We start from the raw sequence: 24,699 nt of genomic DNA on the forward strand, positions 1-24,699 counted from the left end.
GAACGATGAAATCGATCACGTAAAGACTTCGGAGATCACTTCTTTGATCAAGGGTCCATGAGCTCGGCGGAGCGGGCCGCGAACGCCTCCACGGCCTTGGCCGTGATCGGGCCGGGCGCCGCCGGGAGGACCGTGCCGTCCACGGCGCGGATCGGCTGAACGTCCCGGGTCGTGGACGTCAGGAACGCCTCGTCGGCGCGGTACAGGTCGTCCAGCGCGAGGTCCTCCTCCTCGCCGCCGCACCACTCCAGCGTCAGCGCGCGCGTCACCCCCGCCAGGCAGCCCGACGACAGCGGCGGCGTCACCAGCCGGCCGCCGAGGACGACGAAGATGTTGCTGCCCGTCCCCTCGCACAGGTTCCCGGCGGTGTTGCCGAAGATCGCCTCGCCGCCGCCGCGCTCCTTCGCGTAGGCGAGCGCCAGCGCGTTCTCGGCGTACGACGTGGTCTTGAGGCCGGACAGCGCGCCCCGCTCGTTGCGCGGCCACGGCACGACCGTCACGTCCGCCGTCGCCGGGAACGGGTCCTGCGGCCCGACGATGATCGACACCGTCGGCCCCGCGTCGCCGCGCGCCGAGCCGAGCGGGCCGGGACCGCTCGTGTAGGTGATGCGGATGCGGGCCAGCGGCCACTTCGGCGCCGCCGCCAGCACCTCCAGGGCGCCCTGGGCGAGGGCGTCGTGGTCGGGCTCGGGCAGGCCCAGACCCGCCGCCGAACGGGCCAGCCGGCGCAGATGCCGGGTCAGCGCGAACGGCTCCCCGTTCGACGCCTTCACCGTCTCGAAGATCCCGTCCCCGACCAGCATGCCGTGGTCGAAGACCGACACCACCGCCCGCTCGGGATCGATCAGTTCGCCGTTCAGCCAGATCCTGGCCTGCGCCGTCACCGGAAGCCACCTCCCCTAAGCCGGGCCGCCCTCGGCCCGGTCACGCGCCTCGCGCCCTTGGCCGGTCCCACCCGATGCCGGCGCCGGCCGATGGCCCCACAGTACGGCCCGCGCCGGACGGGTTCGAGTCCTTCCCGCCAGCGCGCCCGCGATATGCGAAGCTCACGCCAGAACGTACCCGAACGTGTCCGCCAGACCCGCCAGACCCGGCTCCGTCACGACCAGCGCCCGCCGGGTCGTCCCCCGCTCGAACCAGCCCAGCTCGATCATCCGGCCCGTCAGCGCCGCACCCAGCGCCCCGTTCAGATGCGGGCGCCGCTCCGTCCAGTCCAGGCACTGCCAGGCGAACCTCCGCCGCGACCGCCGCAGCGCCGCGACGTCCAGCCCCAGCCCCGCCAGCCGCTCCTCGCCCTTCTCCGTCACCTCGAACGCGTCCCCGCCGCCGTCGGGCTCGATCAAGCCGCCGTCCACCAGCGCCGCGAACAGCGCCACCCCCGCCGCCCCCGCCAGATGGTCGTAGCACGTCCGCGCCCCGTGCAGCCGCCGCGCGTCCCGCGACTGCCGCAGGCTCCGCGCCTCCACCGGCGCGCCCATCCGCGACAGCGCCTCGATGACCTGCGCGACCTCGCTCCCCCGCAGCCGGTAGTACCGGTGCCGGCCCTGCTTCACCACCGTGACGAACCCGCCGTCCAGCAGCCGCCCCAGATGCGCGCTCGCCGTCTGCGCGCTCACCCCCGCCGTCCGCGCCAACTCCCCCGCCGCGAGCGGCCGCCCGTCCAGCAGCGCCGTCAGCATCGCCGCCCGCGCCCGATCGGCCAGCAGCGCCGCCACCGGCGCGAAATCCGCGCCAACGACAAGTTCCGAACCCATACGACGACCCTAAGCGCCCCACCCTTCGACACCCGACGAACCATCCGGCCGCGCCCGCCCCGAAACCCGGTTTGGGGAACGGCCCCCGACGCGCTAAGGTCTTACCCGTCGCCGCAAGGCGCACGCGGAAGTGGCTCAGGGGTAGAGCATCACCTTGCCAAGGTGAGGGTCGCGGGTTCAAATCCCGTCTTCCGCTCTGAGGGGCCTTTCAGGCTATGACCAGAGGTCTCGATCCTGGTGGAGTGGCCGAGAGGCGAGGCAACGGCCTGCAAAGCCGTGTACACGGGTTCAAATCCCGTCTCCACCTCAACGCCGCACCTCCCCCGGGAGGCCGCGGAAACGGGCGATTAGCTCAGTGGGAGAGCGCTACCTTGACACGGTAGAGGCCACTGGTTCAATCCCAGTATCGCCCACTTCGGAGTTGGGAGTGGTGTGGTCGGAGCTTGAGGCTCCTTCCCCGCCACTCCTTCGTCGTTTTGCCCGGGGGGCGACCCCCGGACCCCCGATGTGGGGGCTCCGCCCCCACGCCCCCTTCCGGTTTCGGTCGGCGTTCAACTGCGGGCCGTCGCGGGGTAGGGGCTCGGCCCCCGCGCCGCTTCCGGTTTCGGTCGGTGCTTGGCTGCGAGCTCTCTGGGGTTGGGCTTCGCGCCCGCGCCTCTTTCGGTCTCGGTCGGTGCTCGCCTGCGGGCTCGCGGGGTTAGTCGGAGGCCGGTAGGGGCTTGGCGGCCTTCTGGGTCATGGGGGTGCCGTCGCAGGTCAGTTCGCCTGTGCCGGAGGCGGTGCAGAGGAGCTCCAGGGTTCCTGCGGCGTTCACGTAGCGCTTGCCTATCTGGGTGGTGGGGTCGCCCTCGGGAGGCGGGGGCGGAGGGCCCTCGGCTGGGACCATCGGGGCGCCGCCGCAGGCTATTTCCGGGGGGTCGCCGGCCGCGGCGCGGACGACGATCACCCGGGTGCTGCAGGCGGTGCTGGCGAGCTGGTCACCGGGACGCAGGGTCATGGCCGGAGTCCTTTCCGGAGAGGCGGTCGGTGAGCTGGGCGAGGTCGAAGGACTGGCGGGCCATCCAGAAGCGCAGGAACCCCGTCAGCGAATAGCGCAGGAAGAGCGCCGACCCCACGACGGACGCGGCGACGCCCGCGAGGCCGAGGGTCAAGGCGTCCCGCTGGACGAGAGGGTCCCGCGTGCCGTGCGAGACGAAATAGGCCGCGGCGGCCAGGGCCGGGCCCAGGACCATCAGGGTCGCGCCGGCGCGGAGCCAGAGGGTCGTGCGCGCGGTCGCCGGGTCGGGGATCTTCAGTTCGGCCAGTTCGCGGACGAAGCGGTCCGCGCGCGGCTCGGTCGGTGTCATGGGGCGCTCCCGAGATAGAGGGCGGACAGTTCCGTGCGCAGCGCGTCGTCGGGGTCGCCGCGCCGCTCGACCCGGCCGCGCACGAGGACGGCCGCGTGGTCGGCGAAATCCAGGACGGCCGCCGCGAACTGCTCGACGACCAGCACGGCCACCCCCTGCCGGGCGATGTCGGCGACCTGCTCGTACAGGCCCCCGACGACCAGCGGGGCCAGGCCCATGGACAGCTCGTCCAGCAGCAGGACGGCCGGGTCGGTGGCGAGGCCCCGGGCGAGGGCGAGCATCTGCTGCTCACCGCCCGACAGGGTCCCCGCCCGCTGCGCCGCGCGGCGCGCGAGGACGGGGAAGCGGGTGAACGCCACCTCCTCGACCTCCGCGCGGGTGCGGCCCGTGAACGTCATCATCAGCAGGTTGTCGCGCACGGACAGGTTGGGGAAGACTCCCCGGCCCTCCGGGATCAGGCAGACCCCGGCACGGGCCACGTCGCCGGGATCGGCGCCGGTCACGTCCCGCCCGCCGAGGAGGAGGCGCCCGGACGCGGCCGGATGCAGGCCCGCGGCGACCTGGAGGGTCGTGGTCTTGCCGGCGCCGTTCGGGCCGAGCAGGGCCGTGACCTCCCCCGCGCGGACGGTCAGGTCCACGCCGTGCAGGACGGTGATCCCCCCGTGGGCGGCCCGCACCCCGCGCAGTTCGAGCAGCACCCGGCTCATGCGTCCCCCAGGTAGGCGGCCAGGACGGCCTCGTCGCGGCGGATCACGCCGGGCGGGCCGGACGCGATGACCCTCCCGAGGTCCAGCACGTGGACCTCGTCGCACACGCCCATGACCAGGCCCATGTCGTGCTCGACGAGGACGACGGCCGTCCCCTCGTCCGCGAGCGAGCGCAGCACGGCCGCGAACCGGGCGGTCTCCTCGGCGTCCTGCCCGGCCGCCGGCTCGTCGAGGAGGAGCAGCCGGGGGCGGGTCGCGAGGGCGCGGCCGACCTCGACCAGCCGGGCGGCGCCCGTCGGGAGCGCGTCGGCGGTGGTGTCGGCGATCTCCGTCAGGCCGAGGCGGTCCAGGATGGCCGCGACCGTGCCCGCCGCCCGCCGCCGCTCCGGGCCGAGCTCGGCGGCGACGAGCAGGTTGTCGCGGACGCTCAGCCGCCCGAACGGCTCCAGCCGCTGGAACGTCCGCGCCAGGCCCCGCCGGGCGCGGCGGGCCGGGCCCATCCGGGTGACGTCGCGGCCGCCGAGCACCACCCGCCCGGACGACGGGCGGCGCAGCCCCGACACGACGTCGAACAGGGTGCTCTTGCCCGCCCCGTTGGGGCCGATCAGGCCGGTGACGCGGCCGGGCCCGGCGGTCAGGCCGACCCCGTCCAGCGCCAGGTCCGCGCCGAACGCGACCGTCACGCCGTCAACCACGAGCGACTCCACGGGCCAGCACCTCCCCGTCCTCCGGACGCCACGCGCGGCGCACGCCCCACCACTCCACCGGGACGTCCGCCTCCCGGGCGGCCCGCGCCGACGCGAGGGCGCGGAACAGCAGGGCCACGATGAGGGCGCCGCCGAACAGCGTCCAGCCGTTGATGACGCCGGCGAGGCGCAGCACCCACGCCACGGCGAGCGTGCAGAGCAGTGCGGGGAGGACGGTCCTGTCCGCCGTCAGCGTCTCCCACCTGGTGCGGAACCTCGGGACGATCCCGTCCGGGTTGTGGCCGAGGCCCATCCCGGCCAGGCCCGGCAGGAGCGCGACGAGGTTCTGGACCCACGGCGCGAGGCCGAGCAGCGCGTTCGGCGCCACGAGCGCCGTCCCCGCGAACAGGCCGTTGCCCACGGCGCCGAGACCGCCGACCACGGCGACCAGGAACAGCGGCAGGCCCGCGACGAGGTTGAACTGCTCCGGTGTGATCGACCGCTGCTGCATCCCGTACAGCGCGCCGCCGAGCCCGGCGATGCCCGCCGCGAGCGCGAACACCGCCACCCTGGCGAACAGGAGGTTCCCGCCGAGCGTCGCGTAGGCGGCCTCGCTGTCGCGGAGCGCGATGAGCCGCCGCCCGAACCGGCCGCGGCGCAGCGCCGCCACCCCGAGCGAGGCGAGCGCGAGGCACGCCGCGGCGAACACCGTCAGCTCCGCCTCGCCGTCCAGCGCGCGGCCGAGCAGCGACGGGCCCGCCACCTCCACCGAGCCCTGCTCGAACAGCGCGATCCGGACGCCGAGCACCTCGAACGTCGGCAGCGTGAAGATCCACCGGTCGAGGACGACCGCGAACGCGGCCGTCCCGAGCGCCAGGTACACCCCGGACAGCCGCAGCGCGGGGACCGCGATCAGCGCTCCCGCCACCGCCGACACCGCGACCGCCGCCGCGAGTGCCCACGGCGAGCCGTCCGCGCCGAGGTGCGCCCAGACCACGGCGCCGATCCCCGCCACGCTGAGCTGGCACAGGGAGATCTGCCCCGCGTACCCGGCGAGCGGGACGTACGACAGCGCGACCACGCCCAGCGAGAAGACCGGCGCGACCGCGACGAGGTCGGGCACGTCCAGCACGGAGGCCAGCACGACCCCGAGCAGGACGGTGGCGGCGGCGAACACGGCCGTCCCCCGCATCGTCGGCAGCGGGACCCGGGCGAGCCGCCGGTCCCGGCCGCGCAGCCGCCGGTGCGGGAACACCAGCAGCGCCGCGAACAGCAGCAGCGCGGGCGCCGCCAGCCGCAGCCCCGGCAGGAACGCGTTCTGCGGCAGGTACCCGGTCAGGTAGCTCTCCAGGCAGCCCACGACCACGGCGCCCGCGAAGGTCAGCGGCAGGCTCCGCAGCCGCCCGAAGACGGCGGCGGTGTAGGCGCTGACGATCAGCAGGGAGAGCTGGGCGGCGTCCAGCGCGACGGTCGGCGCGATGAGGATGCCGCCGATCGCCGCGAGCTGCGTGCCGAGGACCCACGCGGCGCGGCCCGCGCGGGCCGGGTCACCCCCGTTGAGCCGGACCAGGGCCCGGTCGTCGACGGTCGCCCGCATCTCCGCGCCCGTCCGCGTCCGGTTCAGCAGGAACCACAGCACCGCCGCCGCGGCCACCGCGACGAGCATGGTCAGCGCCTGGTGCCAGGTGACCGTGGCGGGCCCGACGTGGAACGGTCTCCGGTCGGCGAAGAACGTCGGCAGCGGGCGGGCGACGTTCGGGTCCCAGACCCAGCGGGCGGCGGCGATGAGGCCGCTGAGCAGCGCGACCGTCATCACCAGCCGCTCCGCCTCGCCCAGGTCCTGGACGGGGCGGAGCAGGAACCGCTCCACGGCGGCGCCGAACGCGGGGGCGAGCACGAGCAGTACCACGGCCAGCGCCACCGGGACGGGCCACCCCCAGCCCTCGGTGAGCTGCCAGTAGGCGAACGCCGCCAGCATGCCCGCCGCGCCGTGCGCGAAGTTGAACACGCCGGTCGTGACGTAGGTGAGCACGAGCCCGCTGCCGACGACCGCGTAGACCGCGGCGGTGCTCAGGCCGACGATGCCGAAGGTGAGGAACTGCTCCATCTACTTGACGTCGCTCATGCTCTTGCCGACGTCGGCGAGCTTCAGCGGCCTGCCGTACTGGCCCTTGAACCGGTACGGGGGCACGTTGCAGCGGTAGGCGCCCTTGTCGGGCTTGAAGTCGGCCGGCTTCCAGCCCTGCGGGGTCGCCTTCTCGACGTTGAAGCACTGCAGCGGCTTGTCCGCGGAGGTCAGGTCGACGGGCGCGAGCAGGCCCCCGGCCGTCCACGCGCCCTCCTTGCGGGCGGCCTCGTAGACGCACTTGCGGGTCAGGGCGTCGCCGCAGGACGCGGCGGCCTTGCTGAAGAGCAGCCAGGCCCCGAAGCCGCGCACGGCCGGCAGCGTCACCTGCGCCTTCGGCGCGTACTTGGCGTACAGGTCCATGAGCTGCTCGGTGGCCGGGTTGGACGCGGCGTTCTCCAGCGGGTGCACGCCGCTGAGGTCGGCCAGGTTGTTCTGCGCGCCGAGCGAGTCGGCGGCGAGCTTCAGGAACGCGGGGCCGTAGGAGTTGTTGTTGGCGTCGATCCAGTCGAGCTTGTAGCTCATCCCGGTCAGGACCTGCTCCAGCTTGGCCAGGTCGGCGAAGCTGCCGTAGAACACGAGGCCCTTGACGCCCTTGCTCTTGATGGCCTGCGCGTACGGCGTCCAGTCGGTCGTCCCCTGCGGCGGGAACAGCCCGTCGTAGACGATCTTGCCTCCGGCGGCCTGCAGGCCCTCCTTGGCCTGGCCGCCGAGCACCTTGGTGACCGGGGATTCGCCGCCCATGAGGCCGACGGCGCCGGCCGAGGAGGGGTAGCCCTCCTTCAGCAGCCAGTGGTAGTAGCCGGCGTAGCGGTTGTGGGCCGAGCCGCCCGTCTGGGCGACCTGCAGGTCCGCGCCGTTCGCCTGGACCTGGCTCGTCTGGGCGGGGAAGTCGGGCAGCAGGCACGACAGCCGCTCCTTGACGCCCATGCCGTCCAGGCCGGCGGAGCCGCCGGCGAGCGCGAAGTCCTCCCGGCAGGCCTCCAGCATCCGCTGCCGGACCTCCATGAACTTGGCGTCCCGGACGGTGGGGACGATCTTGCGGCCGTTGATCCCGCCCGCGTCGTTGCACCAGGACGTGAAGACCTTGGCGAGGTCGGAGTACTCGGGGTTCTTGGTGTAGCCGACGTCGCTGAAGACGCCGACCTTGATCGCGTCCGCGGTGACGCCCTGGGCGGGCGAGCCGCTCGCCCCGCCCGGTCCGCACACGCCCTTGAGGTCGCCGAAGTCGCCCGACACGGCCGCCTTGGGCCCGGGTGTCGTCTCCTCGCCGCCGGAGCCGCTGCGGCCGCACCCGGCGGCGATCAGAGCGACCGCGACCAGGGCGGCGATGGTGGCTTGCGGTTTCACGGAGTCCTCCTCGATGGCGTCCCCGACGGCTTGCAGGTAGATGGAAACTAGCTTCTCGTTGTTCGAGAATCAAGAATTCACTCTGCGTAAATGCCCCTGGCCACTCCCGGAGGTTGACGGCGCGGCGGCAAGCATGGAAACCTGACATCACGAAAGTGAGAATCTAATTCTCAGGAACGGCCGGGAGGGAACCCGTGATGCGCCTGCCCCCGCTGCCCGAGGACGAGTGGGACGACGAGACGCGCGCCGCGCTGGCCGTCCTGCTGCCCGAGCGCCGGCTGAACCCCCGGGGAGCCGGCGACGCGCTGGCGACGCTCGCCCGTTACCCCGCCCTGACCAGGGCGTTCCTCACCTTCAGCCGGCACGTGATGCTGGACTCGACGCTGCCGCCCCGGCTGCGCGAGCTGGCGATCCTGCGGGTCGCGCGGCGGCGCGGCTGCGCGTACGAGTGGAGCCACCACGTGCGGCTCGCCGCGAAGGCGGGCCTCGCGCCGGACGAGATCGAGGACGCGGGCCGCGGGGAGGCCGCCGGCGCGCTGGAGAAGGCGGTGCTCGCCGCCGTCGACGAACTCGACGGCGACTCCGCGGTGTCGGAGGGCACCTGGGCCGCGCTCGGCGGGCACCTGGACGAGCGCCAGCGGATGGACCTGGTCTTCACGGTCGGCGCCTACTGCCTGATGGCCATGGCGTTCAACACCTTCGGCGTCGAGCCCGAGAACGAGAGGTAGAGACGTGCCCCACTTCGCGAAACCGGCGGCGGGCAGCTGGACCGAGCAGTACCCCGACCTCGGCACCGGCCCCGTCGACTACACCGACTCCGTCGACCCGGCCTACTACGAGGCCGAGCGGGAGGCGATCTTCAAGCGGACCTGGCTGAACGTCGGACGGGTCGAGCTCGTGCCGCGGACCGGCTCCTACTTCACCAAGGAGCTCGCGGTCGCCGACACGTCGCTGATCGTCGTCAGGGGCCGGGACAAGGAGATCCGCGCGTTCCACAACCTGTGCCGGCACCGCGGCAACAAGCTCGCCTGGAACGACTTCCCCGGCGAGGAGGTCAAGGGGACCTGCCGCCAGTTCACCTGCAAGTACCACGGCTGGCGCTACAACCTGAACGGCGAGCTGACGTTCGTCCAGCAGGAGGAGGAGTTCTTCGGCCTCGACAAGGCGGAGTACGGCCTCAAGCAGGTGCGGTGCGAGGTCTGGGAGGGGTTCGTCTTCGTCAATCTGGACCCGGACGCCCGGCCGCTGACCGAGTACCTCGGCGAGATGGCCGAGGGCCTGGAGGGCTACCCCTTCCACGAGATGACCGAGGTCTACACCTACAAGGCGGAGATCGGCGCCAACTGGAAGCTGTTCATCGACGCGTTCGCCGAGTTCTACCACGCGCCCGTCCTGCACCAGAAGCAGGCGGTGCAGGACGAGGCCGACAAGCTGCTCGGCTTCGGGTTCGAGGCGCTGCACTACCAGATGTTCAGCCCGCACTCGATGATCTCGTCGTGGGGCGGGATGGCCCCGCCCAAGGACCCGGGCATGGTCAAGCCGATCGAGCGGGTGCTGCGCAGCGGCCTGTTCGGGCCGTGGGACCGGCCGGACATCGAGGGCCTCGACCCGCTGCCGCCCGGCATCAACCCGTCCCGGCACAAGTCGTGGGGCACCGACTCGTTCGAGTTCTTCCCGAACTTCACCCTGCTGTTCTGGGCGCCCGGCTGGTACCTCACCTACCACTACTGGCCGACGGCGGTCGACCGGCACGTCTTCGAGACGAGCCTGTACTTCGTCCCGCCGAAGAGCGCCCGCGAGCGGCTCGCGCAGGAGCTGGCGGCGGTGACGTTCAAGGAGTACGCCCTCCAGGACGCCAACACCCTGGAGGCGACGCAGACCATGCTGAAGAGCCGGGCCGTCACCGAGTTCCCGCTCAACGACCAGGAGATCCTGCTGCGGCACCTCCACAAGGTCGTCGGCGACCACGTGAAGGAGTACCGCGATGACGCTGCCCGCTGAGTTCGCCGACCTGGAGCCGTACGCGGCCTGGGCGCTGCCGGCCGAACCCGAGCGGTACGCCAAGCGGCTGGCCAGCTCGATGGAGGAGATGCAGGCGTTCTACGACGCGGCCTTCCCCCGGCTGGAGGACGCCATCGCGCACTGCGACGCGCTGCCCTGGGACGACCTCCCGGACGACGCCCGGTCCCTGCTGCACCTGATGCAGTCGCTGGTCATGGTGTCGTTCCCCGTGGAGGTGTGGAAGCAGGCCCGCGTGCCCGACAGCGGCGCCGCGTACCTGAACCTGATCGTCGAGCCCCGGTGCTGACCCTCAAGGCGGCCGGGATGCTCGACGTGGACGCGGGCGAGATCGTCCGCCCGGGGGTCCTGCGCGTCGACGGCGAACGGATCGCCGGGGTCGGCGGCCCGGCCCGCGGCGAGACCATCGACCTCGGGGACGCGGTCCTGCTGCCCGGCCTCATGGACATGGAGGTCAACCTCCTGATGGGCGGGCGCGGCGAGACGGTCACGCGCTCCCCCGTCCAGGACGATCCGCCGCTGCGGATGCTGCGCGCCGTGGGCAACGCGCGCCGCACCCTCCGCGCGGGCTTCACCACCGTCCGGAACCTCGGGCTGTTCGTGAAGACGGGCGGCTACCTGCTGGACGTGGCGCTCGCCAAGGCGATCGACGCGGGCTGGATCGACGGGCCGCGGATCGTGCCGGCCGGGCACGCGATCACCCCGACGGGCGGGCACCTCGACCCGACGATGTTCGCCGCGTTCGCGCCGGGCGTGCTGCCGCTGTCGGTGGAGGAGGGCATCGCCGACGGCGTCGACGAGGTGCGCCGGTCCGTCCGGTACCAGATCAAGCACGGCGCGCAGCTGATCAAGGTCTGCTGCTCGGGCGGGGTCATGTCGCACACCGGCGCGCCCGGCGCGCAGCACTACTCCGACGAGGAGCTGCGCGCGATCGTCGACGAGGCGCACCGGCGCGGCCTGCGGGTCGCGGCGCACACGCACGGCGCGGAGGCGGTGCGCGCGGCGGTGGAGGCGGGCATCGACTGCATCGAGCACGGCTTCCTCATCGACGACGAGACGATCGCGCTCATGGTGGAGCGCGGGACGTTCCTCGTCCCGACGACCTACCTGGCCGACGGCATGGACGTGTCCAAGGCCGCGCCCGAGCTGCGGGCCAAGGCCGCGGAGATGTTCCCGCGCGCCCGCGCCTCGGTGCGCGCCGCGTACGAGGCGGGGGTGCGCATCGCGGTCGGCACCGACGCCCCGGCGATCCCGCACGGGAAGAACGCCTGCGAGCTGGTCGCGCTGGTGAGCCGCGGGATGAGCCCGCTGTCGGTGCTGCGCGCCGCGACGGTCACGGCCGCCGAGCTGCTCGGCGTCGCCGACCGGGGGCGGCTCGCCGAGGGGCTGCTCGCCGACGTCGTCGCCGTCCCGGGCGACCCGCTGCGGGACATCGCCGTCACGCAGGACGTGCGGTTCGTGATGAAGGGCGGGAGGGTCCACGTCCGATGACGGGAGAGCGCGGATCTCATCTGTGACCGGCCAGTGACGATCGTCCGGGAGGCGGCCTCGCGGTCGCGTGCAGTAAAGTTCTACCCATGGGGCAGAGGACTGATCAAGCCGTGAGCTCGACGAGCGAGGAGCCGGCCTGGAAGCAGCGCGCGGTCGAGCGTTCCACGAAGGCCGCGAAGCTGCGCGCCGAGCAGCGGGTCGAGCGGTTCCTGGACGCCGCGCAGGCGATCATCACCGAGAAGGGCACCACCGACTTCACCGTGCAGGAGGTCGTCGACCGGTCCCGCCAGTCGCTGCGCAGCTTCTACCAGCACTTCGACGGCAAGCACGAGCTGCTGCTCGCCCTGTTCGAGGACGCGCTCCGCCGGGCCACCGAGCAGATCCGCGCCGCCGCGTCCGGCCGGTCCGATCCGCTGGACCGGCTCCAGGTCGCCGTCCAGCTGCTGTTCGAGCTCTGCCGCCCCGACCCGGCGGCGCAGCGCCCGCTGTTCACCGACTTCGCGCCGGGGCTCCTGGCCTCGCACCCGGCCGAGGTGCGGGTCGCCCACGCCCCGCTGCTCGCGCTGCTGACCGAGCTGATGGCGGAGGCCGAGGAGGCCGGCCGGCTGCGCGCCGCGACGACGCCGCGCCGCGCGGCGGCGCTCACCATGCAGACCGTGATGTTCGTCGCCCAGTCCAGCGGCGTCGCGGACGACGACGAGGGCGGGCGCCCGATCACCGCCGGCGAGGTCTGGGACTTCTGCGCCTCGGGGTTCGCCGCTCAGGGCTGACGTCCGAGCAGGACGCCGGCCGCGGTGCACGCGTCCGCGCGGCCGGCCGCGACGCCGGCGGCGAGGCAGTCGAGTTCCGGATGCGCGCGCAGCGCCGTCTGGGCCGCCGCGAGGATCTGCGCGCGGGCGCGGGCCGCCCGCCGCTCAGGGGTGTCGGAGCGCCGGTGCGCCTCGATGGCCTCGACCAGGTCGGCGATGCCCCGGCCCGATGAGGCGGCGAGCAGGAGGACCGGTCCGCCGGTCTCCGCGCGGAGCTCGCGGGCGGTCCGCTCGGCGCCGTCCCGGTCGGCCTTGTTGACGACGAGCAGGTCGGCGACCTCCAGCAGGCCCGCCTTCGCCGCCTGGACGGCGTCGCCGGCGCCCGGCGCGAGCACGACGACGGCCGGGTCGGCGACGGCGGCCACCTCGATCTCGGACTGCCCGACCCCGACCGTCTCCAGCAGGACGAGGTCGTAGGAGAGGGCGGCGAGCACCCGGACGGCCGCCGGGACGGCCGCGGCGAGGCCGCCCAGATGGCCGCGGGCGGCGAGCGACCGGATCAGCACGCCGGGGTGCGCCGCGTACGCCGCCATCCGGATCCGGTCGCCGAGCAGCGCCCCGCCGCTGTACGGCGAGGACGGGTCGACCGCGAGGACCGCGACCCGCAGGCCGCGCTCCAGGTAGGCGCCGATGAGCGCCGCGACCGTCGTCGACTTGCCCGCGCCGGGCGGGCCCGTCACGCCGACGACGCGGATCGAGGCGGGCGGCAGCGCGGCCGTCACCTCCGCGCGCCGGTCCCCTTCCGCGAGGCTGAGCAGCCGTCCGGCGGCCCGGAGCGATCCGCCCCGGGCCGCGCCGAGCAGCGCGTCGACGCTCGTCACGGAGCGGGGACCTCGATGACGGCGGCCGACCCCATGCCGCCGCCGGCGCACATCGCGGCGACGCCGGTGCCGCCGCCGCGGCGGCGCAGCTCGTGGACCAGGGTGACCACCATCCGGGCGCCGGTCGCGGCGACCGGGTGGCCGAGCGAGCAGCCGCTGCCGTTCACGTTGACGCGGTCGGGGTCGATGCCGAGCTTCCCGACGGTGGCGACGCACATCGCGGCGAACGCCTCGTTGATCTCGAAGAGGTCGACGTCGCCGACGGCCAGCCCGGCGCGCGCGAGCGCCTTGGGGATCGCCTTCACCGGCGCCAGCCCGGTCTCGGCGGGGTCGACGCCGACCGACGCCCACGCGCGGACGGTCGCCAGCGCGGGCAGCCCGAGCCGGTCGGAGGCCACGACGAGGGCGGCCGCGCCGTCGTTCGCGCCGCCGGCGTTCCCGGCGGTGATGCTGAACCCCTCGATCTCGGGATGCAGCGGCTTCAGCGAGGCCAGCTTCTCCAGGGACGTGGTGCGGCGCGGGTGCTCGTCCACCGCGAAGAGCCCGTGGCCGGTCTCGATGGGGACGATCTCCGCGTCGAAGCGGCCCTCGTCGATCGCGCGGACGGCGTTGCGGTGCGAGCGCAGCGCCCACGCGTCCATCTCCTCGCGGGACACGCCCGCCAGGACGGCCGCGTTCCAGCCCACGGTGATCGACATGTCGAGGTTGGGGGCGTCGGGCCGGTCGGGATGCGTGGGCGAGTGCCACGGGTCGATCCATTCGTCGCCGTCCCGGAAGCGCGACTTCGGCGCGGTGGACGCCGAGTTCACGCCGCCGGCGATGACGAGTTCGTCCATGCCGGCGCGGATGCTCGCGGCGGCGCCCTGGACGGCCGCGAGCCCCGCCGCGCAGTGCCGGTTGTGCGCGAGCCCGGCGGCGGACGTCAGCCCGGCGGTGACGGCGGCGTGCCGGGCCACGACGCCGCCGCCGTAGAGCCCCTCGCCGAGGATGACGTCGTCCACCCGCTCCGGGTCGAGCCCGCGCGCGGCGGCGGTGACGACGTGGTGGGCGAGGTCGAAGGCGGTCGTGTCGCGCAGGGTGCCCTTGAACGCGGTCCCGATGGGGGTGCGCAGGGCGGAGACGATGACTGCTTCAGGCATGGGTGCCCTCCCGATTGCGAGAATGCTATTCTCGTATATCAAAGCTTCACTCGCAAGGAAGGGAAATGTCGATGCGCATCAGCGGGTGCTCAGCGATCGTGGTCGGCGGGGCCGGCGGCCTCGGGGAGGCCACCGTCCGGCGGCTCCACGCGGCGGGCGCGAAGGTCGTCGTCGCCGACCTCGCCGACGAGAAGGGCAAGGCGCTGGAGGACGAGCTGGGCGTCCGCTACGTGCGGACCGACGCCACCGACGAGGACGGCGTCCTCGCCGCGCTGGCCGAGGCGGAGGCCGCCGGGCCGCTGCGGATCTCGGTGGACGCGCACGGCGGCCCCGCGAGCGGCGGCCGGCTCGTCGGCAAGGACGGCTCCCCCCTCGACCTCGACGGGTTCCGGCGGACCATCGAGTTCTACCTGACCGCCGTCTTCAACGTGATGCGCCTGTCCGCCGCCGCCATCGCCCGCCAGGAACCGGTCGAGGGCGCCCGGGGCGTCGTCGTCAACACCGCGTCGATCGCCGCCTACGAGGGCCAGATCGGCCAGCTGCCCTACGCCGCCGCCAAGGGCGGAGTCGTGAGCATGACGCTCGTCGCGGCGCGCGACCTGTCGCCGGTCGGCGTCCGCGTCGTCACCATCGCCCCCGGGACGTTCCTCACCCCCGCCTACGGCAAGGCGGGCGACCGGCTGGAGGCGTACTGGGGGCCGCAGGTGCCGCACCCGAAGCGGATGGGCCGCTCCCCCGAGTACGCGGCGCTCGTCGAGCACATCTGCGAGAACGACTACCTGAACGGCGAGGTGATCCGGCTCGACGGCGCACTGCGGTTCCCCCCGAAGTGAGCCGGACGGTGCTCAGCCGCGTCCGTGGCGCTCCCTGAGGACGCGCCGCAGCACCTTGCCGGACGGCAGCCGGGGGATCTCGGGCACGAGCACGACCCGGCGCGGCCGCTTGTAGGAGGCGAGGCGCTCGCCGACCAGCGCGGCCAGCTCGTCCGGGTCGGCCGTCCCGCGCGGCTCGACGGCGGCGACGATCGCCTCCCCGTCGGCCGCGTCGGGGATCCCGAAGACGGCGCAGTCGGCGACGGACGGGTGGCCGTGCAGGACGGTCTCGATCTCGGCGGGCGCGACCTGGAAGCCGCGCACCTTGATCATCTCCTTGGTCCGGTCGGTGAGGTGGAGCCGGCCGCCGGCGTCGAGGTGGCCGACGTCGCCCGTCCGGTACCAGCCGTCGTCGAGCACCGCCGCGGTCGCCGCGGCGGGCAGGTAGCCGGCCATCAGCGAGTCCGACCGCGCCTGGATCTCGCCGGACTCCCCCGGCCCGACCGGCTTCCCGGTCTCCAGCGACACCACCCGCAGCGTCACGCCGGGCACGGCGCGACCCGCGCTGTCGAGCCGCGCGTCCCCCACCGGGTTGCAGGTGATGACGGGCAGCTCGCTGGCGCCGTAGGCCGGCACCCAGCCGACCCCGGTCCGCCGGGTCACGGCCTCGGCGACGCTCGGCGTCACCGGTGTCGCGCCCCACATGATGAAGCGCAGCGACGACAGGTCGTACGACTCCAGCCCCGGATGGGACGCGAGCGCCAGCGCGATCGGCGCGACCGCCATCTCCACGGTGATCCGGTCGGCCTCGATGTGGTGGAGGACGGTGTCCAGCGAGAAGCGGCGGTGCAGGCGCAGCCAGGCGCCCGCCTCCAGCGCCGTGACGATGTTGAGCAGGCCGAGGATGTGCGAGGGCGGCGTGGCGATCTGGATCCGGTCGCGGCCGGTGAGCTCCAGCGCGTCCCGCCAGTGCCGGACGGCCGCGCCCAGCGACGCGTGCGTGTGCCGGACGGCCTTCGGCATCCCGGTGGTGCCGGAGCTGAAGACCAGCACGGCGTCCGCGTCGGGGCCGGGCGCGGGAAACGGCCCTCCGCCGGGCTCGGCCGGCTCGTCCAGGTGCAGCATCGGCATCAGCCCGGCCAGCACCGGATGGTCGCCCACGGCGTGGGCGGGCCGGGCGACGGCGAGGGCGTGCTCGGTCTCGCCGCTCTTCCAGGCGGGGCTGAACAGGACGACCGCCGCGCCGAGCCGCCATATCGCGAGCACCGCGACCACGAACTCCGGCCTGTTGGACGACATGAGCGCGACCCGGTCGCCCGCCCGCACGCCGCGCCGCGCCAGGGTCGCGGCGAGCCCGTCGGCGAGCGCCTCCAGCTCGGAGCGGGTGAACTCCCGCTCCTCGAACGCCAGGGCGATCCGCTCGCTCATTTTTCGGCCCTCGCCGTCAGTTCGTCGTGTTCGCCGAGGTCGGGCGGCGGACCGTAGGCCGGATCGTACCCGGAGACGCGGATCGGGCCGCCGACCAGGCGGAAGCCGCCGGCCTGCACGACCGTCTCCGGGGCGGCGTCGAGGGCCTCCGGGAGCGTCCGCACCGCGGCGGCGGGGACGCCGAGCGGGCGCAGTCGCGCCTCCCAGCCGGCGGCGGTGTCGGCGGCCAGCACCTCCGCCACGGCGGCCAGCACCTCCTCGCGCCGGGAGACGCGTTCGGCCATCGTCGCGAAGCCCGCGACGCCGGCCTCGGCGGCGAACGCCCGCCAGAAGCCGTCGTGGGTGACGAACAGCGCGAGGTACCCGTCGGCCGTCGGGAAGAGCTGCGCGGGGACGTAGTGGGAGTGCGCGCCGAACGGCAGCCGCCGCGGCTCGGTCCCCTCGTTCAGGTAGGCGGACGCCCGGTAGTTGAGCTGGGAGAGCATGACGTCCCGCAGCGACACCTCGACCTGGCCGCCGCGGCCGGAGACGAGGTGGGCGACGAGGCCGAGCGCGGCGGTCAGGCCGGCGGAGTTGTCGGCCGAGGAGTAGCCGGGCAGGGTGGGCGGGCCCGCCGGGTCGCCGGTGAGGGCGGCGACGCCGGTGGCCGCCTGGACGATGTAGTCGAAGGCCGGGGCGTCGGGGGCGGCGAGGCCGAAGCCGGTGAGCGCGACGCAGACGATCCGCTCGTTCCACCGGCGCAGGACGTCGTAGGTGAGCCCGAACCGGCGGATCGCGGACGGCTTCAGGTTGACCAGCAGGGCGTCCGCGCCGGCGACCATCTCGTGCAGGCGGCGCTGCCCCTCCGCGCCGGACAGGTCCAGCCGGACGCTGCGCTTGCCGCGGTTGAGGCTGGCGAAGTACGCGTCGCCCACCTGCCGGGAGAGGTCGCCGCCCGGCGGTTCGATCTTGGTGACCTCGGCGCCGAGGTCGGCGAGCATCATCGTGGCGTACGGGCCGGCGAGGATGTGGCCGACCTCCAGGACGCGGATCCCCGCGAGCGGCCCGCCGGTCATCGCAGCTCCGCGGCGAGCGCGGCGATCATGTCGCGGGTCCGGTGCTTGGAGGCGATCAGCTCGTCCCGGTCCGCGCCGATCGGGAGCAGCCGGACGGACAGGTCCGTGACGCCCGCGTCGGCGAACCGCCGGAACCGGGCGGCGATGGCCGCCTCGTCGCCCGCCGCGCACAGGTCGCCGACGTCCCGGGCGTCGCCGCGGTCGAGCAGCCGCCGGTAGTTCGGGGAGATCTCCGCCTCGCCGAGGATGCGGTTGGCCCGCTCGCGCGCGGCGTCGGCCTCGGCGGGCCGGCACAGGCAGACGGGGACGCCCGCGACGACGCGCGGCGCGGCGCGTCCCGCCCGCTCGGCGGCCTTGGTGATGCGCGGGACGACGTGCTCGGCGACCGCCCGCTCGTCCGCCATCCAGAGCACGGTGCCGTCGGCCCGCTCGCCCGCGAGGGCCAGCATCACCGGGCCGAGCGCCGCGAGCAGGACCGGCAGGCGTCCGGTGGGGCCGAGGTCGAGCGGGTTGTGCACGGTGAACGTCTCGTTCTCGACGTCGACCGGGCCGGGGCCGCGCAGCGCGGCGTCCAGGACGTCCAGGCAGTCGCGGGTGAAGGCGGCCGGCCGCTCGTAGGGCAGCCCGAGCATGTCGCGGACGATCCAGTGGTGGGACGGCCCGACGCCGAGCGCGAGCCGTCCCCGCGCGGCGGCCTGGACGGACAGCGCCTGGCGGGCGAGCGCGATCGGGTGCTGCGCCTGGAGCGGCACGACGGCGGTGCCGAGCTCGATCCGGGTGGTCCGCGCGCCCATGAGCGCCGCGGCCGTCAGCGCGTCGAAGTCGTTCGGGATCTGCGGGATCCACGCGGTGTCGAGGCCCGCGCCCTCCGCCCACCCGACGTCCTCGACCATCCGGGCGGCCTTCCGCGCGGGGTCGCCGCGCTCCGGTCCGATCATCACGCCGATCCGCACGATTCCTCCTGCTCCTCTGCCGCGGTCAGGGCGCGCACCTCGGCGACGAGGGCGTCCAGGGGCGTGCCCGTCGGGAAGACGGCCGCGGCGCCCGCCGCCTTGAGCCGGGGGACGTCGGCCGCCGGGATGGTCCCGCCGACCACCACGGTGATGTCGGCGGCGTCGGCGGCCCGCAGCGCCTCGACGGTGCGGGCGGTGAGCGCGAGATGCGCGCCGGACAGGATGCTGAGGCCGACGACGGCGACGTCCTCCTGCAGGGCGATCGCCACGATGTCGTCGACGCGCTGGCGGATGCCGGTGAAGACGACCTCGAAGCCCGCGTCGCGCAGCGTCCGGGCGACGATCTTCGCGCCGCGGTCGTGGCCGTCCAGGCCGGGTTTGGCGATCAGGACGCGAGCGGGCATCAGAACACCACCGGTTGCCGGAACTCGCCCCAGACCGCCTTCAGCGCGGCGACCATCTCGCCGACCGTGCAGTAGGCGGCGGCGCAGTCGATGAGGAGGGGCATGAGGTTGGCGGAGCCCTCCGCGGCGCGGGACAGGTCGGCGAGGCGCGCCTGCACCGCCCCGGCGTCGCGCTCGGCCTTGACCTTGGCGAGCCGTTTCAGCTGCCGGTCGCGGCCCGCGCCGTCCAGCTCGTAGGTCTCGAGTCCGGGCGGCGGCTCGTCGGAGGTGAAGCGGTTGAGGCCGACGACCGGGCGGGCGCCCGCCTCCACGTCCCGGTGGAGCCGGTACGCCTCGTCGGCGATGAGGCCCTGGAGATAGCCGTCCTCGATCGCGCGGACCATGCCGCCGTGCCGGTCGAGGTCGTCCATGATCTCGGCGATGCGGGCCTCCGTCTCGTCGGTGAGGGCCTCGACGAAGTAGGAGCCGCCGAGCGGGTCGGCGACGCGGGCGACGCCGGTCTCGTGCGCGAGGATCTGCTGCGTGCGCAGCGCGAGCGTCGCCGACTCCTCGCTGGGCAGCGCGAACGGCTCGTCCCACGCGGCGGTGAACATCGACTGGACGCCGCCCAGCGCGGACGCCATCGCCTCGTACGCGACGCGGACGATGTTGTTGCGGGCCTGCGGCGCGTACAGCGACGCCCCGCCCGCGACGCAGCCGAACCGGAACATCGACGCCTTGTCCGCGGTCGCCCCGTACCGCTCCCGGACGATCGTGGCCCAGCGCCGGCGGCCCGCCCGGTACTTGGCGATCTCCTCGAAGAAGTCGCCGTGCGTGTAGAAGAAGAAGGAGATCTGGGGGGCGAACCGGTCGATGGTCATGCGCCCGCGTTCCAGCACGGTGTCGCAGTAGGCCACCCCGTCGGCCAGGGTGAAGGCCATCTCCTGGACGGCGTTGGCGCCCGCGTCGCGGAAGTGCGCGCCGGCCACCGAGATGGCGTTGAACTTCGGCACCTCGTCCGCGCAGAACTCGATGGTGTCGGCGATGAGGCGCAGCGACGGCTCGGGCGGCCAGATCCACGTGCCGCGCGACGCGTACTCCTTGAGGATGTCGTTCTGGATCGTCCCGGTGAGCTTCGCCCTCGGCACGCCCTTGCGCTCGGCGGCGGCCACGTAGAACGCGAGCAGCATCGCGGCCGTCCCGTTGATGGTGAAGCTGGTGCTGATCTCGTCGAGCGGGATGCCGTCGAACAGGATCTCGGCGTCGGCGAGGGTGTCGACCGCGACGCCGACCCGTCCGACCTCGTCGGTCACCTCCGGGTCGTCGGAGTCGTAGCCGCACTGGGTGGGCAGGTCGAGCGCCACCGACAGGCCGGTGCCGCCCTGCTCCAGCAGGTAGCGGTACCGGCGGTTGGACTCCTCCGGGGTGCCGAACCCGGAGTACTGGCGGAACGTCCAGAGCCGCCCCCGGTACCCGGACGGGTAGTTGCCGCGGGTGAAGGGGAAGCGGCCGGGATCGGGCGGATCGGCGCGCCGGTCCGCCGGCCCGTAGACCGGTTTGAGGGGGATGCCGGACGCGGTCCGGGCGGAGTTCTGGTCGGGGTCCGTCATCGCAACCGGTCCTTCATCGTCTTGCCCGTCTCGTTCACCGGAAGCTCGTCGCGGAACTCGACGTGCCGCGGCGCCTTGAAGCCGGCCATCCGCTCCCGGCTCCACGCGATCAGCTCCGCCGCCGTGACGGGGCCGTCCGCCACCACGAACGCCTTGCCGACCTGCCCGAGCCGCTCGTCCGGGACGCCGATCACCGCGACGCGCGCGACCGCCGGATGCTCCAGCAGGCGGTCCTCGATCTCGGCCGGGTAGGCGTTGAAGCCGCCGACGATGAACATGTCCCTCTTGCGGCCGGCGATCCGCAGCCGCCCGCCGGCGTCGAGGGAGCCGAGGTCGCCGGTGTGCAGCCAGCCGTCCCCGTCGACGGCCTCGGCCGTGCCGGCGGGGTCGTCGAGGTAGCCCTTCATGACGCCGAAGCCGCGGACGAGCACCTCGCCGTCGGCGGCGACGCGGACCTCCGTGCCCGCGCACGGTGTGCCGGCCGTCGTCGCGACGTGCTCCAAGGACTCGCCCTCCCGGCACGCGGTGACGGTGCCCGCCTCGGTCAGGCCGTAGCCCGTCATGATCCTCGTGAAGGGCAGCTCGGCGGCGACCCGGCGGATCAGCTCGACCGGGATGTCGGCGGACCCGGTGACGGCCAGCCGGAGCGTCGCCAGGTCCCGGCCCTTCGCCGCGGCGAGCAGGTCCCGGTAGAGCGTGGGCGGCCCGGGGAGCACCGTGACCCGCTCGCGTTCCACCAGGTCGAGCACCGCGCCGGCGTCGAAGACCGGGACGGGGAGGACGGCCGCGCCGCGGATCATCGAGGCGAGGCAGCCGGCCTTGTAGCCGAACATGTGGAAGAACGGGTTGGCCACGAGGTAGCGGTCGCCCTCCCGCAGGCCGGCGACGTCGCACCAGTCCGTCCAGAGCCGCAGGTTCTGGGCGTGCGTCATGAGCACGCCCTTCGGCCGCCCGCTCGTCCCCGAGGTGAACATGATGTCGGCGACGGCACCGCCGTCCACCTCGCGCTCCAGCGGGGAGCCGTCCCCGAGGAAGCCCGAGTTGATGTCGATGGCGGGCACTCCGGCGGGCGCGGTGTACTCCCGGCCGAGGAACCCCTTCTGGACGAGCACGACCTTCGCGTCCGTCCGGCGGAGGATGTCGCCCGCCTCGTCCTCCTTGTAGCGGGTGTTGATCGGGACGAGCACTCCCCCGGCCGTCAGCAGGCCGAACGCCGCGATGATCCACTCCGCGGAGTTGGGCGCCCAGATCGCCGCCCGGTCGCCCCGGCCGACGCCGGCGGCGGCGAACGCGCCCGCCGCGACGCGCACCCGGTCCGCCAGCTCGGCGAAGGTGAGCCGGAGCGGGCCGTCCACGACGGCTTCGGCGGCGCCGAAGCGGCCGGCCGCGCTCAGCACCATCCGCGGGATGCTCTCCCAGGTCATACCGACATCAGCCGGGCGAGGTTGCCGCCCATGATCTTGGCCTGGTCCGCCTCGTCCAGCCGGGCGAGCGCGTCGACGTAGGACACCGGGTCGGCCAGGCCCTCGGGATGCGGGTAGTCCGAGCCGAACAGGACCCGCTCGACGCCGATGAGGCCGGCGAGGTCGGCCATGTCCTCCTCCCAGAAGGGGCTGACGTGGACGTTGCGCTTGACCGCCTCGACGGGGTTCTCGCCGAACGCCTCCGGGGCCTTCTTGTAGACGTCGGCCAGGTCGGTGAGCAGCGGCTCCACCCAGGACGAGCCGTTCTCGATGACCGCGATCTTCAGGTCGGGGAACCGGGTGAGCAGGCCGTGCGCGGCCATCGACCCCACCGCGTCCGTGACCGGCCGCCACTGGCTCAGCATCCGGAAGGCGTTGGTCTCGAACGGCCGCATCTCCGAGCCGCTGCCCTCCCAGTCGCTGCTGTACCGGCTGTAGCCGCTGTCGGACGAGTGCATCCCGATCACGACGCCCTCGTCCACGACCCGCTTCCAGAACGGGTCGAACTCGGGCAGCGCGAACGAGCGCGGGCCGCGGTGCCCGGGAACCGGCGCGGGCCGCAGCAGGACGGTCTTCGCGCCGCGCTCCAGGCACCAGTCGAGCTCGGCGATCGCCTTCTCGACGACGGGCAGGCTGATGACGGGCGTGGTGAAGATGCGGTCCTTGTAGTTGAACGACCATTCCTCGTGCAGCCACTGGTTGAGGGAGTGGACGACGACGTGGATGAGGTCGGGGTCGTCCCGCATGCGCTCCTCGATGAGGCTGGCCAGCGTCGGGAACATGAGCGTGCGCTGGATGCCCAGCTCGTCCATCAGCTCCAGGCGGGGGCCCGGCTCGCGGAACGCGGGGATCGAGCGCATCGGCTCGCCGAAGATCTCCCGGCGGCTCTTGCCCTCGGGGTTGCCGAGCCGGAAGTAGTCCTCCATCGCGCCCGGCCGGGCGACGACCTCGAACGTCGGGTTGGGGATGTAGTCGCTGATCACTCCGTGGATCGCGATCTTCGTACGGCCGCGGACCTGCACGTACTGGATCGCGCTCGCGTACTCCTTCGGAAGGTGCCTGGTCAGCGCCTCCTCGGTCTCGTACAGGTGGTTGTCCGCGTCGAACAGCGGATAGGGCAGCGCGCGCGATGGCATGAGATCCTCCCTTGCTGGTTGCGAGAAGCTTATTCTCGCATATCACCTATGGCAATATCCCGGCGCAGCGCCACCTTGCGGACCTTGCCGCTGGCGGTGCGCGGGAAGTCGGCCACGACGTGCAGCTCCTCCGGCCACTTCTGCCTGGCCAGCCCGGCGCGTCCGAGGTGGGCCCGCATCTCCCCGAGGGTCGGGGCGGGGCTGCCCGGCCGCAGCCGCAGCACGGCCGCCGCGTGCTCGCCGAGCCGCTCGTCCGGGGCCGCGACCACCGCCGCCTCGGCGATCCCCGGCATGCCGAGGAGCACCTCCTCCACCTCCAGGGCGCCGATGTTCTCGCCGCCGCGGATGATGATGTCGGCCTTGCGGTCGGTGATCGTGAGATAGCCGTCCTCGTCGATCACCCCGATGTCGCCCGTGCGGTACCAGCCGTCCGCGTCGAAGGCGGCCCCGGTCAGCGCCGGGTCGGTGTAGCCGAGGCACAGGTCCGGCCCCCGGCTGAGGATCTCCCCGTCGGCGGCCAGCCGGATCTCCACGCCGGGCAGCGCGTCGCCGTCGGTGAACAGGCGCTTGTCCTCCGGCGCGGCGTAGTGCGAGCCGGTGATCGACGGGTGCTCGGTGCTGCCGTAGGAGCGGAACACGGTGATGCCGAGCCCCGCGAGCCGCGTGGTGACGGCCGCCGGAACGGCCGCCCCGCCCAGCCCCGCGTACCTGATGTGCTCGAGGTGGCCGGGGGTGAGATCGGGATGGTCGAGCAGGCTCGTCATGTAGTAGGCCGCGCCGCCGCCGACCGTGAGCCCGTCCCGCTTCATCAGCGCCAGCGCCAGCGCCGGGTCCCAGACGTCGGCGAGGTTCACCGGCGTGCCGTCCAGGACGGGGATGAGGAAGGCGTTCACCATCCCGATGAAGTGGCCGACCGGCGCGGACGTGAGCTGGCGGCCGCGGTCGGGCGGGTAGAGCCCGGCGAGCTGGCGCGTCTCGTACCCGAGGGTCTGGTGGCCGTGCACGACGCCCTTCGGGTCGCGCGTGGTCCCCGAGGTGAACGCGATGAGCGCCGGCGCGGCCGGGTCCGTGCCGCGGCCGGACAGGCCCGGCACGGGGTCGGGCAGCGGGTCGGCGGCGAGCAGGCCGTCGAAGTCGCGCCCGACCACGCCGACGACCGGGACGTCCGCGCACAGGTCGGCCTGGAACTCGGCGCGCCCGAACCGCTCGGCGGCGACGAAGACGCGCGGCCCGACCGACTCCAGGATGTAGCCGACCTCCTTGCGCCCGTAGAAGTGGACGATCGGCACGACCGCCGCGCCGAGGAGCGCCGACGCCCAGAACACGGCGGCGGCCTCCATCCAGTTCGGCAGCTGGAAGGCGACCACGTCGCCGGGCCCCACCCCGCGCGCGTGCAGCCCGGCCGCCAGCCGGCGGGCGACCAGTTCCACGTCGGCGAAGGTGCCGCTCCAGGGCCGGACGTCCGAGTGCACCCGGAAGGCGGCGCCGGGGGCGGCGGCCAGGCCCCGCACCAGCAGATCCCCGAGCGTCTCCCCGGTCCACCAGCCCTCGTCCGCGTACCGCTCGACCAGCTCAGGGGGGATCGTTCGCATCACGAGAGCCTCCACTTCTG

The 24,699-nt window shown here is 73.7% G+C and carries 24 protein-coding genes and 3 tRNA genes; 9 read left to right on the forward strand and 18 right to left on the reverse strand.

What is annotated here, in order from left to right:
- Window positions 1-47 precede the first annotated feature (47 nt).
- Both ACA511_RS26355 and ACA511_RS26360 read right to left on the reverse strand, forming a co-directional pair.
- Window positions 48-884, reverse strand: coding sequence for an aminotransferase class IV (locus ACA511_RS26355; RefSeq protein WP_375027286.1), 837 nt, complete (start codon window positions 882-884; stop codon window positions 48-50).
- Between the two features lie 162 nt (window positions 885-1,046).
- Entirely contained in the window at window positions 1,047-1,754 is a 708-nt protein-coding gene (locus ACA511_RS26360) for a winged helix-turn-helix domain-containing protein (protein ID WP_375027287.1), read from the reverse strand.
- A gap of 124 nt (window positions 1,755-1,878) precedes the next feature.
- Between ACA511_RS26360 and ACA511_RS26365 the strand changes: the two genes are divergently transcribed.
- The 3 genes from ACA511_RS26365 (at window position 1,879) to ACA511_RS26375 (ending at window position 2,167) form a co-directional block, all read left to right on the forward strand.
- Window positions 1,879-1,950: transfer RNA gene (locus ACA511_RS26365), tRNA-Gly, on the forward strand.
- 40 nt (window positions 1,951-1,990) lie between these two features.
- A tRNA-Cys gene (locus ACA511_RS26370) sits at window positions 1,991-2,061 on the forward strand.
- A 34-nt stretch (window positions 2,062-2,095) separates the two neighbouring features.
- Window positions 2,096-2,167: transfer RNA gene (locus ACA511_RS26375), tRNA-Val, on the forward strand.
- Between the two features lie 284 nt (window positions 2,168-2,451).
- On the opposite strand, the gene ACA511_RS26380 is transcribed toward ACA511_RS26375, so the two are convergent.
- From ACA511_RS26380 to ACA511_RS26405, 6 genes are read right to left on the reverse strand one after another with little or no spacing between them, the layout of a single operon-like run.
- The gene (locus tag ACA511_RS26380) at window positions 2,452-2,751 is read right to left on the reverse strand and encodes a hypothetical protein (protein WP_375027288.1); all 300 of its coding nucleotides are present in this window, start codon (window positions 2,749-2,751) and stop codon (window positions 2,452-2,454) included.
- Window positions 2,732-3,100, reverse strand: a complete 369-nt coding sequence (locus tag ACA511_RS26385; RefSeq protein ID WP_375027289.1) for a hypothetical protein — start codon at window positions 3,098-3,100, stop codon at window positions 2,732-2,734. Before ACA511_RS26385 ends, ACA511_RS26380 begins: the two co-directional genes overlap by 20 nt.
- Entirely contained in the window at window positions 3,097-3,807 is a 711-nt protein-coding gene (locus ACA511_RS26390) for an ABC transporter ATP-binding protein (protein ID WP_375027290.1), read from the reverse strand. The genes ACA511_RS26385 and ACA511_RS26390 overlap by 4 nt, the downstream gene beginning before the upstream one ends.
- Window positions 3,804-4,514, reverse strand: coding sequence for an ABC transporter ATP-binding protein (locus ACA511_RS26395; RefSeq protein ID WP_375027291.1), 711 nt, complete (start codon window positions 4,512-4,514; stop codon window positions 3,804-3,806). The genes ACA511_RS26390 and ACA511_RS26395 overlap by 4 nt, the downstream gene beginning before the upstream one ends.
- Entirely contained in the window at window positions 4,495-6,600 is a 2,106-nt protein-coding gene (locus ACA511_RS26400) for an inner-membrane translocator (protein WP_375027292.1), read from the reverse strand. The genes ACA511_RS26395 and ACA511_RS26400 overlap by 20 nt, the downstream gene beginning before the upstream one ends.
- Complete coding sequence (locus ACA511_RS26405; protein ID WP_375027293.1) at window positions 6,601-7,968, reverse strand: ABC transporter substrate-binding protein; 1,368 nt, start codon at window positions 7,966-7,968, stop codon at window positions 6,601-6,603.
- 197 nt (window positions 7,969-8,165) lie between these two features.
- On the opposite strand from ACA511_RS26405, the gene ACA511_RS26410 reads away from it, so the two are divergent.
- From ACA511_RS26410 to ACA511_RS26430, 5 genes are all read left to right on the forward strand, one after another.
- Complete coding sequence (locus tag ACA511_RS26410) at window positions 8,166-8,696, forward strand: carboxymuconolactone decarboxylase family protein (protein ID WP_375027294.1); 531 nt, start codon at window positions 8,166-8,168, stop codon at window positions 8,694-8,696.
- A 4-nt stretch (window positions 8,697-8,700) separates the two neighbouring features.
- Window positions 8,701-9,969, forward strand: a complete 1,269-nt coding sequence (locus ACA511_RS26415) for an aromatic ring-hydroxylating dioxygenase subunit alpha (protein WP_375027295.1) — start codon at window positions 8,701-8,703, stop codon at window positions 9,967-9,969.
- Window positions 9,953-10,276, forward strand: a complete 324-nt coding sequence (locus ACA511_RS26420; RefSeq protein ID WP_375027296.1) for a hypothetical protein — start codon at window positions 9,953-9,955, stop codon at window positions 10,274-10,276. The genes ACA511_RS26415 and ACA511_RS26420 overlap by 17 nt, the downstream gene beginning before the upstream one ends.
- The gene (locus ACA511_RS26425; RefSeq protein ID WP_375027297.1) at window positions 10,270-11,478 is read left to right on the forward strand and encodes an amidohydrolase family protein; all 1,209 of its coding nucleotides are present in this window, start codon (window positions 10,270-10,272) and stop codon (window positions 11,476-11,478) included. Before ACA511_RS26420 ends, ACA511_RS26425 begins: the two co-directional genes overlap by 7 nt.
- A gap of 110 nt (window positions 11,479-11,588) precedes the next feature.
- Window positions 11,589-12,248 (forward strand): TetR/AcrR family transcriptional regulator, encoded by a 660-nt coding sequence (locus tag ACA511_RS26430; protein ID WP_375027298.1) that lies wholly within the window; start codon window positions 11,589-11,591, stop codon window positions 12,246-12,248.
- Here ACA511_RS26430 and ACA511_RS26435 read toward each other — a convergent pair.
- Both ACA511_RS26435 and ACA511_RS26440 read right to left on the reverse strand, forming a co-directional pair.
- On the reverse strand, window positions 12,239-13,108 hold the full coding sequence (locus ACA511_RS26435) for an ArgK/MeaB family GTPase (RefSeq protein ID WP_375027299.1): 870 nt from the start codon (window positions 13,106-13,108) through the stop codon (window positions 12,239-12,241). The two genes, ACA511_RS26430 and ACA511_RS26435, sit on opposite strands and share 10 nt — an antisense overlap.
- Entirely contained in the window at window positions 13,105-14,247 is a 1,143-nt protein-coding gene (locus ACA511_RS26440) for a thiolase family protein (RefSeq protein WP_375027300.1), read from the reverse strand. The genes ACA511_RS26435 and ACA511_RS26440 overlap by 4 nt, the downstream gene beginning before the upstream one ends.
- A gap of 71 nt (window positions 14,248-14,318) precedes the next feature.
- On the opposite strand from ACA511_RS26440, the gene ACA511_RS26445 reads away from it, so the two are divergent.
- On the forward strand, window positions 14,319-15,080 hold the full coding sequence (locus ACA511_RS26445) for an SDR family NAD(P)-dependent oxidoreductase (protein ID WP_375027496.1): 762 nt from the start codon (window positions 14,319-14,321) through the stop codon (window positions 15,078-15,080).
- A 12-nt stretch (window positions 15,081-15,092) separates the two neighbouring features.
- Here the strand turns inward: ACA511_RS26445 and ACA511_RS26450 are convergent, their stop codons facing one another.
- Genes ACA511_RS26450 through ACA511_RS26485 form a run of 8 tightly spaced genes read right to left on the reverse strand, consistent with a single transcriptional unit; the run spans window position 15,093 to window position 24,679 of the window.
- Window positions 15,093-16,487 (reverse strand): class I adenylate-forming enzyme family protein, encoded by a 1,395-nt coding sequence (locus ACA511_RS26450; RefSeq protein WP_375027301.1) that lies wholly within the window; start codon window positions 16,485-16,487, stop codon window positions 15,093-15,095.
- A complete protein-coding gene (locus ACA511_RS26455) occupies window positions 16,484-17,542 on the reverse strand; it encodes a CaiB/BaiF CoA transferase family protein (protein WP_375027302.1) in 1,059 nt (352 codons plus the stop codon). Before ACA511_RS26455 ends, ACA511_RS26450 begins: the two co-directional genes overlap by 4 nt.
- Complete coding sequence (locus ACA511_RS26460) at window positions 17,539-18,495, reverse strand: TIGR03564 family F420-dependent LLM class oxidoreductase (RefSeq protein WP_375027303.1); 957 nt, start codon at window positions 18,493-18,495, stop codon at window positions 17,539-17,541. Before ACA511_RS26460 ends, ACA511_RS26455 begins: the two co-directional genes overlap by 4 nt.
- Entirely contained in the window at window positions 18,480-18,899 is a 420-nt protein-coding gene (locus ACA511_RS26465) for a cobalamin B12-binding domain-containing protein (protein WP_375027304.1), read from the reverse strand. The genes ACA511_RS26460 and ACA511_RS26465 overlap by 16 nt, the downstream gene beginning before the upstream one ends.
- Window positions 18,899-20,488 (reverse strand): methylmalonyl-CoA mutase family protein, encoded by a 1,590-nt coding sequence (locus ACA511_RS26470; protein ID WP_375027305.1) that lies wholly within the window; start codon window positions 20,486-20,488, stop codon window positions 18,899-18,901. Before ACA511_RS26470 ends, ACA511_RS26465 begins: the two co-directional genes overlap by 1 nt.
- Window positions 20,485-21,912, reverse strand: coding sequence for a FadD3 family acyl-CoA ligase (locus ACA511_RS26475; protein ID WP_375027306.1), 1,428 nt, complete (start codon window positions 21,910-21,912; stop codon window positions 20,485-20,487). The genes ACA511_RS26470 and ACA511_RS26475 overlap by 4 nt, the downstream gene beginning before the upstream one ends.
- A complete protein-coding gene (locus tag ACA511_RS26480; protein WP_375027307.1) occupies window positions 21,909-23,087 on the reverse strand; it encodes an amidohydrolase family protein in 1,179 nt (392 codons plus the stop codon). Before ACA511_RS26480 ends, ACA511_RS26475 begins: the two co-directional genes overlap by 4 nt.
- A gap of 29 nt (window positions 23,088-23,116) precedes the next feature.
- Entirely contained in the window at window positions 23,117-24,679 is a 1,563-nt protein-coding gene (locus tag ACA511_RS26485; protein WP_375027308.1) for an AMP-binding protein, read from the reverse strand.
- Between the last annotated feature and the right edge of the window lie 20 nt (window positions 24,680-24,699).

This window comes from Actinomadura sp. GTD37, from assembly GCF_041951365.1.
Taxonomy (GTDB): domain Bacteria; phylum Actinomycetota; class Actinomycetes; order Streptosporangiales; family Streptosporangiaceae; genus Spirillospora.

Bases quoted from the DNA above. Each gene is read 5' to 3' on its own strand.
- ACA511_RS26440 (WP_375027300.1), bottom strand. From the start codon at position 14,247: ATGCCTGAAGCAGTCATCGTCTCCGCCCTGCGCACCCCCATCGGGACC.
- ACA511_RS26445 (WP_375027496.1), top strand. From the start codon at position 14,319: ATGCGCATCAGCGGGTGCTCAGCGATCGTGGTCGGCGGGGCCGGCGGC.
- ACA511_RS26455 (WP_375027302.1), bottom strand. From the start codon at position 17,542: ATGACCGGCGGGCCGCTCGCGGGGATCCGCGTCCTGGAGGTCGGCCAC.
- ACA511_RS26360 (WP_375027287.1), bottom strand. From the start codon at position 1,754: ATGGGTTCGGAACTTGTCGTTGGCGCGGATTTCGCGCCGGTGGCGGCG.
- ACA511_RS26470 (WP_375027305.1), bottom strand. From the start codon at position 20,488: ATGACGGACCCCGACCAGAACTCCGCCCGGACCGCGTCCGGCATCCCC.
- ACA511_RS26480 (WP_375027307.1), bottom strand. From the start codon at position 23,087: ATGCCATCGCGCGCGCTGCCCTATCCGCTGTTCGACGCGGACAACCAC.
- ACA511_RS26420 (WP_375027296.1), top strand. From the start codon at position 9,953: ATGACGCTGCCCGCTGAGTTCGCCGACCTGGAGCCGTACGCGGCCTGG.
- ACA511_RS26485 (WP_375027308.1), bottom strand. From the start codon at position 24,679: ATGCGAACGATCCCCCCTGAGCTGGTCGAGCGGTACGCGGACGAGGGC.
- ACA511_RS26380 (WP_375027288.1), bottom strand. From the start codon at position 2,751: ATGACCCTGCGTCCCGGTGACCAGCTCGCCAGCACCGCCTGCAGCACC.
- ACA511_RS26465 (WP_375027304.1), bottom strand. From the start codon at position 18,899: ATGCCCGCTCGCGTCCTGATCGCCAAACCCGGCCTGGACGGCCACGAC.
- ACA511_RS26385 (WP_375027289.1), bottom strand. From the start codon at position 3,100: ATGACACCGACCGAGCCGCGCGCGGACCGCTTCGTCCGCGAACTGGCC.
- ACA511_RS26390 (WP_375027290.1), bottom strand. From the start codon at position 3,807: ATGAGCCGGGTGCTGCTCGAACTGCGCGGGGTGCGGGCCGCCCACGGG.
- ACA511_RS26475 (WP_375027306.1), bottom strand. From the start codon at position 21,912: ATGACCTGGGAGAGCATCCCGCGGATGGTGCTGAGCGCGGCCGGCCGC.
- ACA511_RS26410 (WP_375027294.1), top strand. From the start codon at position 8,166: ATGCGCCTGCCCCCGCTGCCCGAGGACGAGTGGGACGACGAGACGCGC.
- ACA511_RS26400 (WP_375027292.1), bottom strand. From the start codon at position 6,600: ATGGAGCAGTTCCTCACCTTCGGCATCGTCGGCCTGAGCACCGCCGCG.
- ACA511_RS26450 (WP_375027301.1), bottom strand. From the start codon at position 16,487: ATGAGCGAGCGGATCGCCCTGGCGTTCGAGGAGCGGGAGTTCACCCGC.